Annotated in this window: 8 protein-coding genes; 3 read left to right on the top strand and 5 right to left on the bottom strand. The window is 63.1% G+C overall.

Annotated elements, in window-relative coordinates; translation table 11 throughout:
- Positions 1-45: 45 nt before the first annotated feature.
- Positions 46-945: a homocysteine S-methyltransferase family protein gene (locus KI241_RS27230; protein WP_123579262.1), complete on the top strand. Its 900-nt coding sequence runs from the start codon at positions 46-48 to the stop codon at positions 943-945.
- 237 nt (positions 946-1,182) lie between these two features.
- On the top strand, positions 1,183-6,135 hold the full coding sequence (locus KI241_RS27940; RefSeq protein WP_244868251.1) for an OTU family ubiquitin thioesterase: 4,953 nt from the start codon (positions 1,183-1,185) through the stop codon (positions 6,133-6,135).
- Between the two features lie 58 nt (positions 6,136-6,193).
- On the opposite strand, the gene KI241_RS27220 is transcribed toward KI241_RS27940, so the two are convergent.
- From KI241_RS27220 to KI241_RS27210, 3 genes are read right to left on the bottom strand one after another with little or no spacing between them, the layout of a single operon-like run.
- Positions 6,194-6,868, bottom strand: a complete 675-nt coding sequence (locus KI241_RS27220; protein WP_212803176.1) for a GNAT family protein — start codon at positions 6,866-6,868, stop codon at positions 6,194-6,196.
- Between the two features lie 10 nt (positions 6,869-6,878).
- The gene (locus KI241_RS27215) at positions 6,879-7,325 is read right to left on the bottom strand and encodes a GNAT family N-acetyltransferase (RefSeq protein WP_212803175.1); all 447 of its coding nucleotides are present in this window, start codon (positions 7,323-7,325) and stop codon (positions 6,879-6,881) included.
- A gap of 2 nt (positions 7,326-7,327) precedes the next feature.
- Complete coding sequence (locus KI241_RS27210) at positions 7,328-7,969, bottom strand: FMN-binding negative transcriptional regulator (protein WP_212803174.1); 642 nt, start codon at positions 7,967-7,969, stop codon at positions 7,328-7,330.
- 99 nt (positions 7,970-8,068) lie between these two features.
- On the opposite strand from KI241_RS27210, the gene KI241_RS27205 reads away from it, so the two are divergent.
- On the top strand, positions 8,069-9,676 hold the full coding sequence (locus KI241_RS27205; RefSeq protein WP_212803173.1) for a PLP-dependent aminotransferase family protein: 1,608 nt from the start codon (positions 8,069-8,071) through the stop codon (positions 9,674-9,676).
- Between the two features lie 218 nt (positions 9,677-9,894).
- On the opposite strand, the gene KI241_RS27200 is transcribed toward KI241_RS27205, so the two are convergent.
- Both KI241_RS27200 and KI241_RS27195 read right to left on the bottom strand, forming a co-directional pair.
- Positions 9,895-14,505: a DUF6543 domain-containing protein gene (locus KI241_RS27200; protein WP_212803172.1), complete on the bottom strand. Its 4,611-nt coding sequence runs from the start codon at positions 14,503-14,505 to the stop codon at positions 9,895-9,897.
- A gap of 345 nt (positions 14,506-14,850) precedes the next feature.
- Positions 14,851-15,951, bottom strand: a complete 1,101-nt coding sequence (locus KI241_RS27195) for a polyamine ABC transporter substrate-binding protein (RefSeq protein ID WP_212803171.1) — start codon at positions 15,949-15,951, stop codon at positions 14,851-14,853.
- Positions 15,952-15,954 lie beyond the last annotated feature (3 nt).

The raw sequence follows: 15,954 nt of genomic DNA, 5'->3' as shown, positions 1-15,954 counted from the left end.
ACTCCGGTAGTGAGTATTTTTCATAAGCTTATGAGTGAATCGCATATGGGCGTAGCAACGACAGTCATTCTCGATGGCGGCATGGGCCGCGAACTGCAACGCCGGGGCGCACCGTTCCGCCAGCCGGAGTGGTCGGCGCTGGCCTTGAGCGAAGCACCCGAGGCCGTGGAGGCCGTGCACGCGGCCTACATCGCCAGCGGCGCCAACGTGATCACCAGCAACAGCTACGCGGTGGTGCCGTTTCACATCGGCGAGGCGCGTTTCGCCGCCGAAGGCCAGGCGTTGGCCGCGTTGGCGGGGGCGTTGGCGCAACGGGCCGTGCTGGCATCCGGCAAAGCGGTGCGGGTGGCCGGCTCGCTGCCACCGTTGTTCGGTTCCTATCGGCCCGACCTGTTCGACGCCTCCCGTGCCAGCGAGCTGCTGACGCCCCTGGTCACCGGCCTGGCGCCCCATGTCGACCTGTGGCTGGCCGAGACCCAGAGTTCCACGGTCGAGGCGCGGGCGATCCACGCCGGGCTGCCGAAGGACGGCAAGCCGTTCTGGCTGTCATTTACCTTGAAAGATGAAGACACCGACGAAGTGCCGCGCCTGCGTTCCGGTGAGCCGGTGGCGGAGGCCGCGGCGGTCGCGGCCGAACTGGGTGTCCAGGCACTGCTGTTCAACTGCAGCCAGCCGGAAGTGATCGGGGCGGCGATCGATGCCGCCCGTGAGACCTTCGAGCGCCTCGGGGTGGCGATCAACATGGGTGCCTACGCCAACGCCTTTCCGCCGCAACCGAAAGAAGCCACCGCCAATGACGGTCTGGACCCGCTGCGCGACGACCTCGATCCGCCGGGCTACCTGCAATGGGCGGCAGACTGGCAGAAACGTGGGGCCAGTCATCTGGGCGGCTGCTGCGGGATCGGCCCGGAGCACATTGCGGTGTTGGCGCAAAAGCTGGCCTGAGCTTTGCCCCCCATCCTCTGTGGGAGCGAGCTTGCTCGCGAAGAACGATAACGCGCAGCCTTTGTCAGGCCGCGCCGGCCGCTTCGCGAGCAAGCCTGCACCCACAGTGGGTCTTGCAAAGGTCATATCAGCTTACGCTTGCCTCCCGGTTCAGCCGCCCCCCATACATATGTACGCCATGGCGGCTCGAACAGCGCGATAGGGTCCGGACTCTTCAATCAGAACCGGATCCTTCAGATGTCGATTTTTCCCAACGATGAGCCGGGCAGTGCGTCGCCTGGCCCCCGGTCGGACGCGACCGACGCCCAGGCAAGGGAGCAACTCAGGCAGTTGGACCTGCTGGACACCCACCAAATACAGCTGGCCCGTTTGTTCGCCGCCGTTCCCACCTTCGACACGGTCATCGCAAACCTGCTGGTCAGCTTGCTCAAGGCCAGGATTGCCCCACAGACCTTTCGCCCCTCGTTGCTGGCGAACCTGGAGCCGGATCACTGCTATGTGAACCGCTTCACCACGAGCCCGAGCGGTGAGCGCACCCTCACGTCATCAGAGCGTTTCACCCAGGTGCTGCGCAACAGCCTGCTGACCGACACGGCACCTGCCTTCGCCAACGGTGGCGTCGGTTTTTTCACCCGCCCCGGTTCCCTTGAGGAGGGCGACAGCCTCTTTGCCGGCGCACTGGACGGGCCTACGCTGCGGGCCCTGGAGACGGTGTTCCATATCGCCCACCCGCCCACGAACGAGCAGGTGAAACGTGAGTTCCGTGACGAACTGGCGCGCTTTCGCCAGCGCCAGAACTGGGAAGCGTCCCTGGGCGTGACGGCCTCGTCCACCACGCAAGCCGCCCTGGCGCAATTGTTGTGCCGACGTTTCCTGCACCTGTTCGACCTGTACAAGGCCGATCGGGATCCTGTCGCCCAGCCCAGCCACAGTGCGCGAATCCAGCAAAGCGATGACGACCGTTTGCTGGACCTCATCATCACCCACCCGTCCCAGGCCGACAGAAGCCGCTTGTCGCGAGCCCCCGTGCCTCATGTCTACGCGGTCATGCTCGACCACGGCGCGGCGCAGCCGAAAAAGTGGCCGGCGGCGATGGTGATCAGGTTTACCGACCGACCATCGCTGTTCCTGTATTCCCTGGAGCGAGGGCTTCAGCGCTTCGAGGCATTCCAGGACCTGGTCAGCCGCGTACGTCCCTTTCTTGACGGCCAGGAACGCAGGATCCAGGACATTTCCACCGAACTGTCCGGGCACGTTTTCGAGGTGGCGGCCGCGGACCTGTTGCAGATGCAAGGCGCAGCGCTGGAAAAGGTTTTGGACGCGCCGGCGAACGCCACGGTGGCGGTGAGTGACTTTGCACGGCTCACCGAAGATGCCCTTGGCCTGCCATCGTTGTCGTTGGCCGGGCCACTGGCGGCCCGCCAGGAAGCCTTGATAGAGAGGCAGCGTCCCGCTTTCTACAAGCGCGCGACACCGGCCGAGCAGGCCCACTATCGTCGTCTCGAAACCCAGGTGTTCGACGCCGTCTACGCCTTGGGCAGCGATGTGCCGACGTTGGTGCAATTCACGCGACAGAAGATCAAGCAGTACCTGCGGCAAACCCTCCACCCGCGCATCGACGTGGACCCGGACCGGACGCAGGTCAGGCTGTCTTATGGCGACAAGGCCAACCCGAGGCAGTCGCGCACCAGCAGTCTGACTCAGTTGATGCTCGACAATCTGCGGGCGCCGCAATACCCGAACGCCATGCGCGAAGTGCTGGCGGTCTACCTGATCGACCGCCATGGCCAGCGTCTCCGACACCCGGACAGCGGCTTCTCGATCACCGTGACCGGGCCCGAGCTGGCCAGCATGGCGACGAGCATCGACGCCGGTGGCAACTATGAAATCCTGTTGCGCCAGCGCATGAATGAACCACGCTACAAGGCGGCCTGGCAGGCGGCGTACCGGGCCAGCCTGGCGTTCAAGGGCTATGAGGCATCGCTTCAGGGCGACGCCGTGTTCAAGGCCAAGGTGATCGACCCGGTCGCCAAGCCCGCCCATCCGCGAAAGTTGCTGGCCAGTTGGCTGGAGGCGGTCCTGCAATCACCCACGGTTGCCGAGCGGGCCTGGGTGGGTGGACGCAGGGTTCATGTCCATGGGCTGCTCCTGGGTGGCAGCGTTGATGGGCAGGGCAACACGCCGCGCAATGCCCTGAGCATCGACGGTGCGCTGATCTTTTCAGACCAGGCCGGGTCTGACATCAAGGGCACCGTGGGCGTGTATTTGCCAGACAGCCCCGAGGGCAATGACCTGCATGAGTTTGCCGACCTGAGCGATGGCATTACCGGGCTGCTGCAACAGGAAGAATGGCGCACCTATTTCCGCTCGCGCATCTCCGCCCTCGATCAAGAGCAGGTCAAGCGCGCCTTGGGGCAGCACCGCGGTCGGCCCCTGATCCGTGGCTGGCTGATCAGCGGTGACTGGCTTGAGAACTTTCACCGCGCCCACGTCAATTTCCAAAGCGCCTATGCGGACCACCGCTCCAACAGCAACCGGGACATCGGGCTGCAAACCACTGCGCGGCTGGTGATGATGGCGGTTGAAATCGTCATGGACCTGGCCGGCCTGCTGTTGATCCCCGGTTTTCAGATGCTGGCCCGTGCCGTCAGGACCGGCTTGCTGGTGCTCAAGACCGGTGCCGTGCCCACCAACACTACGACGCTGGCGTTTGTCCATGCGGTGGCCAACACCCGTAAGACAACCGGCCTCGGTGGCGTGAGCTTCAATGTGCGAGGGGGCTCCTCGTTCCTGGCAGTTACGGCCCGTCAGAACCAGGCTGGCGCGCCGTTTGGCCTGCCCCTCGAAACAGCGCTTTATCGTCGCTATGCGGTGGCGGACACCACGGTGCTGCGCGGGGTTTCCGCCGATGCCCGGGGCTTCTATCGCCCCGCGATCACCGACAGCGCCACGGGGAGCGTCGCGCGCCGGGTGTATGTGCAGCAACCCGACGGCGTGGTGTTCCGGGTGCACGACCATACGCCGCTCGGGGCCATCGAGGCGACCATCGTCGACCCGGTTTCAGGGTCGAACATCCGCGCCAGTGGCGTGATGAGAAGCACGGTGGCCCGCGCGCCTGATGGGCAGTGGCATGCCGTGGGCTTTGGCCTGGGCGGAGGGGGCAAACGCCCTAGCGGAGGACCTCCCCAACCGGGCCCGTCAGCCCCTAAGCAACCTTCGACATCGCTTCGCGCCGTGGCCAACCTGATCCGCACGCCCAACGCGTGGGACGTGGAGATCATGGACCTGGTCCCGTCACTCATCACCCGCCTTCCAAGCTGGCCACAAAATCGCAGCCTGTTGATCATCGATCAACGACCAGGGCAACGGGACTGGTCGATCCGCTTTACCCCAGGCCAGGTTGAAAGCGGCTATCCGACTGGCACGCATCCGCTGCGGTCCGACACGGACGTCGTGCTGATCCGCACCGGTGAAAACCACTACTCGCTGCGATTGGCGGGCGACACCGACGTCACCTTCGATCCGGACGGCAACTGCTTCTTCAATGCCGTTGCCCGGGGGTTGAACGAGGGCCAGTCGCCACAAACCTTCTCGATGCAGCGCCTGCGCAATGAAACCGCCGCTTACATCGAACGCCACCCGGAGATGGGCCAGTACCTGATAGCGCCGCCCACCGGCCTGCAGCAAGCGCTCGCTGACAATGCCCGTTCGCTGGAACATCTGATGGGCAAGGCCGCGGTCTTTGATGTGAGCCAGATTGTCTACGGCACGGGTAACCCGCATAACCTGTTTCAACCGCTGGTGAATTTTCTCAAGCTGTATGCCGACGACGTGGCGCGTCGAACATTGAACAACGCCTGGAACGCCGACCTGCCACCGGAGGTGCTGCGACACATCGGCAGCTACCTGTCCCCGCGGGCGCCGGGTCGTCCGATACTGAGCAGCGTTCCGTACTACACGCAAACCGATCAGGCCCTGCGGACCTTCTTCGAGGACACACTACTGCCGCCCATCGAGCGCGCGGCGATTGTCGAACTGCTCAACAATGAGTACCTGATGTTCTCCCAGGACGTGGTGCACATCATGCTCGAATACGGGATCAAGGCTCGGGAACTGACCGATCATCACCCTCGTAACAGCCTGGCCTATGTGCGCTATGACGAGGCGCTGCATGGCCACCTCAACGAGACGCAACTCGACGAGGCGCTCAACGGTGCCTACCTGGTGGATAGCGAAGACTTGAAGAAGGCCAAGCGGCGCTACGAGCAAGAGACCGGCAACCCCATGGATGACGACGCGGACCTGCTGGAGCAACACATTTACTACGACCGCGCCGACGACCTGGTCGACCTGCTCACCGTGGCGCTCGAGCGATTTCCTGTGTTGCAGGCGCGGGCAAATATTCTTCTCAAATCCCCGGTGATCGCCTCCAACCTGGGCGGTCTGTTCCCCGTGAGCCTGCTTTCACAATGGATACGCACCCCGAGCATTTCCAACACGCGCCTTCAGCTGATCGGCGATTACGCCAGTGGTCACTATGACGAGCTGACGAGGTACGGTGCCATCGATATCAACTGGATGCGGCCGTTCGATGATTGGAACCTGCACAGCCTGTTCACGCATCGGCAGGCCTTGCTGGACTTTTTCGGCTTTCTCCAAGAGGTGCGGTACTTCAAGGACAGTGACCTGTCGGCGGTCGCCAGGTTGTTCGCGATGCCAGGGCAGCCGCTGTCCAACAGCCGGGTGGCGATCCTGTTCAACCGGCCGAACCTGTGGGTCTCCATTCGCTCGATGCGCGGGATTACCCGTGATGGCGCCAGGGCTATCTGGCATGACTTGATCGGGCCGCAGTTCAGTGACGACAACATCCGTTTCGCGCTGGGACGGCCAGGTTCGCTCGACAGCGAGTCGGCGCTCACCGGTGCCTTGATCGACAGTCTAGTCAATGATGAGGGCCGGGCGCACCGATTGATCCTGGGGGCCTACGCCATGACCGAACGGCAGGCCCAGTACTTCCTCTACAACTTCGATTTTTCAGCGAGCCTTGCGGGGCAAAGCCGGCTGGATTTCGCCAGCTATGTGAGTGCCCATGGGGCCATCCCGCAATGGGCCTGGCCGTATGCCCGAAGCGGCGTGACACCCGAGGTGCTCAAGCCGTTCCTGGCCACGAGGAAGCCGCCTGAGTCCTGATCGTCCTTGATCGATCGCCACCGCGAACCGAGGCGCGGTGGCGATCCTCGTTCACTCATCACGCCGAGCGACATTGCGCCAGGCTGCGCACCTGGCCGCCTTCGCGCTGATTTTCGTCGCTGAGCCATTGTTCGAACGCCGCGCCGATCACCGGCCACTCCGAATCCAGCATGGAGTACCACGCGGTATCGCGGTTCTGCCCCTTGACCACCATGTGCTGGCGGAACACCCCTTCAAACGTGAACCCCAGCCGTTCGGCCGCATACCGGGAGCGGGCGTTGGCGTTGTTGCATTTCCATTCCAGACGCCGATAACCCAGGGCGAAGGCTTCCCGGGCCAGCAGGTAGACCGCTTCGGTGCTCTTCGGCGAGCGCTGCATCGCGGCGCCGAATGTCACATGGCCGATCTCGATGCGGCCTTGTGCTGGAACGATGGACATCAGGCTGAGAATGCCTTGCACCTGCTCGTTGGCGCGGTCGATCACCGTGAAGAAGTACGGGTCGAGGTGGGCGGCATGGTTGTCCAGCCAGGCATCGAACGCCTGGCGCTCGGAAAAGGGACCGTAGGGCAGGTAGTCCCAGAGCTTCGGATCGGCGCCCGGGCCTTCGAGCGCCTGCCACAAACCGTCGGCATGGCGCGCCGGGTCAAGTTTTTCCAGGCGGATGAAACGCCCTTCGATCAGTTGGGTGGACGGCGTCGGGGCGCCTTTCCAGTCGGCCAGTGAAGTCAACATGCGGCGCTCCTTACAAGGCTTTGCGAAATTGGATGAAACCGGGGCGTTCGGCGATGCGCTCGTAGAGCTGGATCGCGGTGGCGTTGGTTTCATGGGTCAGCCAATGCACCTTGCAGCAGCCATCGGCCTTGGCGGTGGTGTAGACGAACTCGATCAACTGCCGACCGACGCCGGTGCCACGGCTCTGCTGGGTTACCAGCAGGTCTTGCAGGTAGCAGGAATTCTCGATGCTCCAGTTCGAGCGGTGATAAATGAAGTGCACCAGGCCGATGGCGGTGTCGTCGCGCCAGGCCAGGGCCCCGTGGGTCGGCTCGCGCTCATCGAGCAGGCGTTGCCAGGTGCTGTGGCTGACCGCCTCCGGCAGCTGTGTGTTGTAGAACGTCAGGTAGGCCCGCCACAGCGGCAGCCAGGCGGCGTGGTCGTCAGCGGTCACGGGGCGGATCTGGATGAGGCTCATGTTCACTCCTTGGGCGAAAAGACGGACATCAGGCGGGCGACATTCTGGTCCTGTGGATCGGGGCTGGCGGCGAGCCCCTGGCGTACCCCGGCGGCATCCGCCGGGCTGCGGTTCTGGCTGAGCTTGCGCTTGCCTTCCAGACGCTGGAGGGGCAGGGCGAAGCCGACGATGGCCTTGAGCATGCTGTCGATGTACTCGACCGGTGCATCGTCGAGGCGCCATGGTTGCGTGCGCCCCGATTCATGGCGGTCGGTGAGGTCGCTGACCAGTTTGCGCAGCCGCGTCGCGTCGCTGAACACCTCGGCGCGGCCATAAGCGTGCACGGCCTGGTAGTTCCAGGTGGGCACGACCTTGCTGTGCTCGTGTTTGCCTGGGTAGAACGCCGGGCTGACGTAGGCATCGGCTCCAGCGAAGATCACCAGCGCTTCGGCGCCGGCTTCGAGGTCGCGCCATTGCGGGTTGGCCCGGGCCATGTGCCCGTAGAGGCTGCCGTTGGGCCCTTGCTGCGGGTCCAGCAGCAACGGCAGGTGGCTGGCCTGCAGGCCCTGCTCGCCGTGGGTGACCAGCAAGGCCAGGCGACATTCGGCCATCATCCCGTGCAATTGGGGCAGGTCTTCGACGGCAAAGGCTTTGGGGTTGTACATGATGTTTTTCCTTGGCGAATGGGAGCATCCTAGGCAGGCTATTGGTCTGTTGTAAGAGCCACTTCAGACCAATTCGATAGGTCCATTGCGAGGGTCATCATGAGCAACGCCGTACCGCCGCTGTCGTTCAATCCGGCCGGCATCGAGCTGGATCGCCGCCAGGGGCTCAGCCGCCAGCTCTACCAGGCGTTGCGGGCGCGGGTGCTGGACGGACGCCTGGCCAGCGGCACGCGCCTGCCGGCCAGCCGCGACCTGGCGGCGGCCTTGTCGATTTCCCGCAACAGCGTGGTACGGGCCTACGATCAACTGTACGCCGAGGGATTCATCGAGGGGCGGGTGGGGGACGGTACCTATGTGGCGCAGTTGTCCTCGCCGGGATCGAGGTGGCCGCTTCGCGAGCAAGCTCGCTCCCACAATGGAACGCGTGCCTTCGAGAAAGAGCCGGCGCCGAAAAACATATCCACAAAAGTATCCACAGGGTTGTCAACAGGCTTATCCACGGATTTATCCACAGATTGGCTGGATTTACCTGTGCTTCCATCCAGTAAAGTTATCCACAGTGGTGGATTGGAGCGGGTCGAAAAGCACCATTTGGCCCAGCCTCCCAGCGGTCCGCCGCGGGCGTTTCGGGTGGGTGTCCCGGCGTTCGACCTGTTCCCGTTCGACGTCTGGGCCAAGCTGAATGCGGCTTTCTGGCGCAAGCCCGATCTGCAACAGCTGTGCTACGGAGACTCCCAGGGGGATGCGCGCTTGCGCGGCCTGATCGCGGCCTACCTGCGCAGCTCTCGCGGCTTGTCGTGCACCGCTGAGCAAATTGTGATCACCAGTGGCGCGCAGCAGGGCATCAGCCTTTGTGCACAGTTGCTGGTGGACCCTGGCGACGTCGTGGCGGTGGAAAATCCGGGCTATCGTGCGGCCGGGCATGCGTTCTCCGTGGCCGGTGCCGATGTGAGGGGCGTAGCAGTGGATGGCGATGGCCTGGATTGCACGGCGCTCAGTGCGTTGAGCCATTGCCGGCTGGCCTACGTGACGCCGTCCCATCAATACCCGACCGGGGTCGTCATGAGCCTTGCGCGGCGCCTGGAGCTGTTGGCTTGGGCCGAACGCAACGACGGCTGGATCGTTGAGGACGACTACGACGGCGAGTACCGCTACAGCGGTGCGCCGCTGGCGCCGTTGGCGGCCCTGGATCGCCAAGGGCGCGTGCTCTATGTCGGGACGTTCGGCAAAGTGGCGTTCCCGGCCCTGCGCCTCGGTTATCTGGTGCTACCTGCGGGTTTGGTCGATGCCTTCGCCCGGCGTCGGGCCGTGGACGTGCGTCATTCGGAAGTCAGCACCCAGGCGGTGATGGCCGAGTTCATGGCGGCCGGGCATTTTCAGCGTCACATCAGGCGGATGCGCCGGGCCGCGCTGGCTCGGCGTGACGCGTTGCTGGCCGGTTGGCCCAAAGGCATTCCGGGGGTCGGCACCCTGCCAACCGTCGTGGCCGGGCTGCATGTCACGGTGCCGGTGGAGAGTCTGGCCCGTGAGCGCGAGCTGATCGCCCAGGCGACGGCGGCGGGGGTCGAAGTCAATGGCCTGAGCAGCTATTGGCTGCCCAGCAGCACCACGCCCATCCACGGCGGGCTGGTGCTGGGCTTCGCCGCGGTCCCACCGGCGGCCATCGCAACCGCCCTGGCGAGCCTGGCGCACGCCTGGAAGCCCTGAGGCCTCGGTTCATGCCCGTAATACCGTTAACCCAAGGAAGTAGCTGAATCTGTGGCGAGGGGATTTATCCCCGCTGGGCTGCGCAGCAGCCCCAACCAAGGCGACTCAATCCACCTGATAAACCGAGTCGCAGGGCTTTAGGGCCGCTTCGCAGCCCAGCGGGGATAAATCCCCTCGCCACAATGAACCAGCACGTCTTGAGTGAACGGCATTACGGTTCATGGCCGAGCTTTTTGAAAGAACACCTCCTTGGCCTGGTCCACGGCAATTTCGCTGCGGTAACGGTCGATCAGTTGGCGCTGGCTGAGGGCTTGGCTGGCGTCGGTGGCAACGGCCTGCTGGCTGGCTTGCTCAATGGTTTTCAAGCGCGCCGAAAGGAACGCGTAGGCGGGCACCCAGTTGGTCGAATAGCGGAAGTCGGCGAACCAGAGCGTCTTGCCGGTTTTCACGTCCTTGATCTCATACCGGTCGAGGTAGCCGTAGGGCGGCGTCTTGATGCGCTGCCGGCTCTTCTGTTTGGTGATGGAGATCTGGTTTCGGCTTTTAAGCCACACGATGCTGCTCATGGTCGGCGGGCGTTGCTTGATGACATTCAACACAGTGTCGAAACCCAGGACGTACAACGCGCTGGCCTCGCGTTCAAGCTGCGTGCGCAAGGCTTGCGCCGAGCGCCGTTGTGCGTCTGGCAGCTCGAACGTTTCGTTCGAAGCCACGCCTTGGGCCTGGTCGAGGGCCTTTTGGATGGCCGCGCTGACTTTCTCCATCCTGCCGGCGTGGGCATTGAGGATCATCCCGATCCCGGCGGGCGTCTTGTCGGGCTGTGTGACCGCGGCTTGCATCTGCGCCTTGAACGCTGTCAGCCCGTTGATCAGGTCCTGGCCCTTGGTGACGCTGACGTCCAGGGACGGAACGGTCGGCGGCGTCGCGTCGGGTTTGACATGGGGGATCCACTCGCCGGTTTCCTTGCGGTGGAACGTGACGATGATCTCCCCCGAGAACGGGTTCTTCACATCGACCCAATCGGTTTCCTCCATCAACCGGGACAAGCGCGGCTCACCGCTCACCAGGCCCCAGAAGCGCGCCCGGATGAATTTTTTCCTCGGCCGGGGGCGTTGCTCGTACGGGGAACCGGCGTTGCGCCTATCTCGACGCTCATCGAGGGCCGTCGCCAAGTGCTGCATCGTGGTTTGTTCCAGCGTGGCAATCCCCTTGCGCAGGCGAGCGAGCTGGGGCGACCGCACGCTGCCCGTGTACTCGTTGCCCAGGTAGTGCAGGTGTTCGTCAATGGCGGCGAACTGCTCGGCCAGGCTGCCGAACGCGTCGATGCGTTCATCGAGGCGAATCACGCTGCGTTCGTCGATGGCGTCGCGCAGGCTCTGGAACGCGACCGTGGCGTTATCGACGATCTGGTTGATCGCTTCCCAGCCTTCGGGCATCGATTCGACGCTGTCGAGTGTCAGGCACAGGTGGCGGAACATATCCAGCTTGATCAGGCGCAGGTCGGCGCTGGTATAGAGTGGCATTTTCTTGCGGTGCCGGCGGATGAACTCGAAGCCCTCATAGCCGACGCTCTTCAGTTCGATGAACCGCGTCTCCATGTAGTCCAGGCGCTCGATCATATCGTCGCCGACGCTGATCATGCTTTCGGCCGCGTCAATGTGCTGTTGCTCCAACACCCTGACCCCGGAGGTGACCATGCTTTTGGCCTTGTCCAGGGCCGGGACGAACCGTTCCCCCAGGGCCTCCATCTCGGCGAAGGTGAAGTTGATCTGCGCATTCAGGTAGCCGAGCCGTGTGCGGGGGTAGTCGGGCCGGGACTGGAACAGCGGCCATTCCATCAGGGTTTTCAGCGCTTGTTCGTAGTTTTCCCGCTGGGCCTTCAGCGTTGCGATGTAGGTGTCGCGCTTGACCTCCCTGGCGGTGCCCGCCGCCTCGTCCATTTCCACGGCGTACATGGTCAACAGTTTCTGGTTCTGCGGTTTCTTGGCTTCGAATTGGTTCAGCGAAGCCAGCAGGTCGATCCGGCGCCGCTGCGCATCGGCGATGACTTTCTGCCGGATGCCCCTGGACCCGCTACCACGCACGCGCAAGCGTGTATCGATGTGCCATTTGCCGTGGCCATCGCTGATCAGCGGGGGGCCTTCGCGCGCAGGGTCCTGGGCGTCGACGATAGACACCAGCTCGCCTTCGACCTGCACTTTGAACCACTTGCCGGCCATTTTCGCGTGCCAGACCCCGTCCTGTTTGTAGAGACCCTTGAGGGCACCGTCGCTTTGGAATGAACCGAGGTTTGCCGGTTCGTCGATGCTGAAGCTGTCGAGCTGCCGTGTGCTGTCCTTCGAGATGCCCATCAACGCGCCGCTGGAGCGGATGGCCTCGAAGTGCTCGGTGGGCAGCGAAGCGCTGGCAAGCGGCGCGAGCTGTTCGATCACCAGCTTATGAGGCGGCTTAGGTAGACTTTCCAGTTCGCGCACTTCTTGCGAGATTGACTCGCGGTGAGTGTTTCTGGCCGCCCTGGCGCGGTCGACGGCATGGGTGATGATCGCCAGCGCGATGTTCAACAGCAGGTCGGTGAACGCCTCCCACTTGGCCGGCCGGTCGGCCGCATCCTTGCCTTGGGTGAGCTTGTCGATGTCGTCCAGGATCTGCCAGAGCCAGCCAGCGGTGCCGACGGCGGTGCCCAGGTAGGGCAAGGCGAGGTTGAACAACAACCAGCCCGCGCGCTTGAAGGTCTCCCAGCGGTTTTCCCGGTTGGACACCGATTGACGATCGGCCAGGTTAACCAGGGCCATGGCATTGGCCTTGAACAACAGCGGCAGGAAATTCGTCCCCAGGGTCTTGTCGGTCAAGCTGACGGGACCGCTGTTGGCCAAGGCGCTCAACGGGTCGGCGACGAATGCCACGATGCCCCAAGGGGAGGGTAAGACATCCGGAAAAACGAACCGGCCGTAATCGTCGCGCACGCCATCGGGCAACCAGGCCAGTATCGATTGGCGTAACGTTGGGTCTTGTCGGATGGCGTACAGCAGGTTGCTGAAAGACGGATACTGGTTCAGTTGCGGTTCCAGCATGGGCCGATACAGCAGGCAGGGCCCGGCGCTGGAGTTCTCGGGGCCGATGATGAACATGTTGCTCACCACGTCTTGCGCGTCGCCCAGTTGCAGTTCTGGCACGAAAGCCAGTGGGCGCAGGACGATGGTTTTGCCGTCCACCTTGCGATCAGCTGGCGCAGGCTCCATCAGCGCGGCGACGTAGCGGTAGCCGGTGTCGTCGAGGTGACCCTGGCCGCGGATCTTGCATTCGAGCGCCAGCATCGGCAGTTGGATGCGCAACTGAGCGGTGTACAACTGTTCGCGGCGGCTCGATTCAGCCGGATCGTCGAGCAGCATCCGCTTGATCAACTCGGGGTAGACGCGACCGATATCGACCTGGGTGATGAGGTTCTCGACGTACTCGACGGTCAGCCATCCGGGCGCTGGCGTGTCGTCCCGCAGCTTGACGGTCTTGTCGCCGACGGGGAGGGAGATCAGGTTTTGCAGGGCCAGCTCGACGAGGCTCAAGCGGGTGGTCTCGATCTGGCCGGGTACCACGAAGCTTCCCCAGATCACCGGGCTGCGCACCTCGATCTCGATGGCCTCCAAATCAAGCCGCGAGGCGTCGGCATGGTCCGCGACCATCTGCTTTTTCAGCAGGTTCAGCGTGAAGTCCTTGAGCGGCTCGATGCCGTCCAGGTAGGTCTTGCCGACATGCTCCTGATTCAGGATCGACAGGTTTTTCATGTGCTGGGCAAACAGGATCTGATCGGACGGCGAGGCGTCCATTAACCAATGAGGTATCTGTTTCTGGAACCAGGCCACGAGCAGATCTTCTTCGCCTTCTTCAACACTGGCAGGAGGCTCGTAGGTTTCCCATGTTTGTGGGAAAGACCCGATGATCTCGATCTGTTCGGCAATCATCCCGCAGGCCTTGTGATCGAAAATATTGCCCTCAGGCTCATACAGACGCCATTTGATCTTGCGATAGGTGGCCGGATCGAAATGGGCGGCGAGGGATTGCCCCAGGGCCTGCTGTGAATCGAATTTCTGGTAACCGCCGGCGATCGAGTACTTGAGGATGACCTCCTTCTTGTCGAGGGTGCCGATCAGCACGATCGAACTGTCACTCAGGCGCTTCGTGCTGGGGCCGTCGACATTATCGATGTCGATCAAATAGGCGTGGCAGTCGTAAGGGTCGTGCTCTTTGCGGTTCTTGCGGTCGGGGTAGGCGAACAATTGTCGAGCCATGTCGCACTCGGTCGCGGTCCAGCCCTTGATGCGCCCGACGTTCCAGGCCTGGCGCAGCGCACTGGAGAGTAGGTGCCAGCGGGGACCGGACCCACCGAGAGAGTCATTCCAATACGCCAGTTGCTGTTCCTGGCAGGCTGTCAGCATGGCCGGCATCAGCTCATTGAGCAGGCGCCCGATCTGGTCGATTCGCACCGGTAAATGCACATCGGGGGAGGTGAGTGGCAACTGGGTCAGGAAGTGCAGGCCTTCGATCAGCAGTATCGAATCGTCTTTTTCATTCACCAGGCCGGCGAGTATTTCGCTGAGGGTTTCGTAGCGCGTGGGCCGTCGCACGATTTGGTCATCGACAATGTCCCAGGCCGGCTCGCCCACCACGGTATTGTGCGGATCGAGGTTCAGCGTGGGGTAGAGCTTCCTGAGGCCATCGCGCAGGAGAATCGACGCGACCTCCGGATACGTGGGCCCGGCGAGCAACTGATTCAGGATCGCATCCTTGGGATTGGCATCGGCCCTGGGTATCGTGGGGGTGGCTGTGGGTGTCATCTGAGTCTCCCTGTCTCGCGACGTATGTAATGGCGAAGCCGAGCGCTTCGGGATTTCCATGCTAGCGGCGCGGAAAACAGGGGCGGCGGTAACTATGTATGGGGCTTTTGGGGGAGGTGGCTGGGGGATCGCCATCGCGAGCAAGCTCGCTCCCACACTGGAGTCACGGGTGTACCCAGGCCTATAAACCCCACCGACCCTGTGGGAGCGGGCTTGCCCGCGAAGGCGCCAGCCCATTCAACACGGCGGTGCCTGACACCGCCATCGCGAGCAAGCTCGCTCCCACACTGGAATCACGGGTATACCCAGCTTTCACACCCCCAGGCCAGGGACGACCTCACCGTTCTATTGACCCGACTTGATCCTCGTCCAAGCCCGCGTGCGCGCCCGTTCGGCGTCCCGTGGCAAGGGTTGCAACGTATACAGCGTGGCCATGGCCGCTTCGGTCGGGTACAGGTTGGGGTTCTGGCGGATCGCCGGGTCGACCATTTCCGTGGCGTCCTTGTTCGGGTTCGGGTAACCGACGAAGTCGCTGACCGGGGCGATTACCTGTGGTTGCAGCAGATAGTTGATGAAGGTGTAGGCATCTTCCGGGTTCTTCGCCCCCTTGGGGATGGCGAGCATGTCGAACCAGATCGGCGCGCCTTCCTTGGGCAAGCGCATGTCCACGACAACGCCGTTCTTGGCATCCTTGGCCCGGTTGGCCGCCTGGGAGAAGCTGCCGGAGTAACCGACCGCCACGCAGATGTCGCCATTGGCGATGTCGGCCATGTACTTGGACGAGTGGAAATAGGTGATGTACGGACGGATCTTCATCAACAGTGCTTCGGCCTTGGCGTAGTCCGCCGGCTTCTTGCTGTTGGGGTCCAGTCCCAGGTGCTGCAAGGCCAGGGGCAGGATTTCCGATGGCGAATCGAGCAGCGCCACGCCACATTGCTTGAGCTTGCTGATGTTCTCTTCCTTGAAGATCAGGTCCCAACTGTTCACCGGCGCGCTGTCACCCAGGGCGGCCTTGACCTTGTCCGGGTTGAAGCCGATCAGAATGGTGCCGTACATGTAGGGCACGGCGAATTGGTTGCCCGGGTCGTTGGCTTCGATCAGCTTCATCAGCTTGGGATCGAGGTGATTCCAGTTCGGCAGCTTGCTGCGGTCCAGGGGCTGGAACACCCCGGCTTCGATCTGCTTGGCCAGGAACACATTGGACGGCACCACCACGTCGTAACCCGAGTTACCGGTCAGCAGCTTGGCTTCCAGGGCCTCGTTGGTGTCGAAGATGTCATAGACCAGCTTGACCTGGCTGTGCTGCGCCTTGAAATCCTCCAGCGCCTTGGGCGTGATGTAGTCGAACCAGTTGTAGACCCGCAGGGTCCGCTCTTCGGCGTGTACCGCGCCGCCGAACAGCGCAGCACACAGGGCTGGAGCCATCAAACGCTTGAGTCTGCTCATGCT

It is taken from the genome of Pseudomonas sp. Cab53, assembly GCF_018325965.1.
Taxonomy (GTDB): Bacteria; Pseudomonadota; Gammaproteobacteria; order Pseudomonadales; family Pseudomonadaceae; genus Aquipseudomonas; species Aquipseudomonas chlororaphis_E.
Note: the sequence above shows the minus strand (reverse complement) of the source record. Positions and strands in the feature narration are given on the sequence as shown.

Coding starts and splice junctions, on each gene's coding strand:
- KI241_RS27230 (WP_123579262.1), top strand. CDS start 46: ATGGGCGTAGCAACGACAGTCATTCTCGATGGCGGCATGGGCCGCGAA.
- KI241_RS27940 (WP_244868251.1), top strand. CDS start 1,183: ATGTCGATTTTTCCCAACGATGAGCCGGGCAGTGCGTCGCCTGGCCCC.
- KI241_RS27220 (WP_212803176.1), bottom strand. CDS start 6,868: ATGTTGACTTCACTGGCCGACTGGAAAGGCGCCCCGACGCCGTCCACC.
- KI241_RS27215 (WP_212803175.1), bottom strand. CDS start 7,325: ATGAGCCTCATCCAGATCCGCCCCGTGACCGCTGACGACCACGCCGCC.
- KI241_RS27210 (WP_212803174.1), bottom strand. CDS start 7,969: ATGTACAACCCCAAAGCCTTTGCCGTCGAAGACCTGCCCCAATTGCAC.
- KI241_RS27205 (WP_212803173.1), top strand. CDS start 8,069: ATGAGCAACGCCGTACCGCCGCTGTCGTTCAATCCGGCCGGCATCGAG.
- KI241_RS27200 (WP_212803172.1), bottom strand. CDS start 14,505: ATGACACCCACAGCCACCCCCACGATACCCAGGGCCGATGCCAATCCC.
- KI241_RS27195 (WP_212803171.1), bottom strand. CDS start 15,951: ATGAGCAGACTCAAGCGTTTGATGGCTCCAGCCCTGTGTGCTGCGCTG.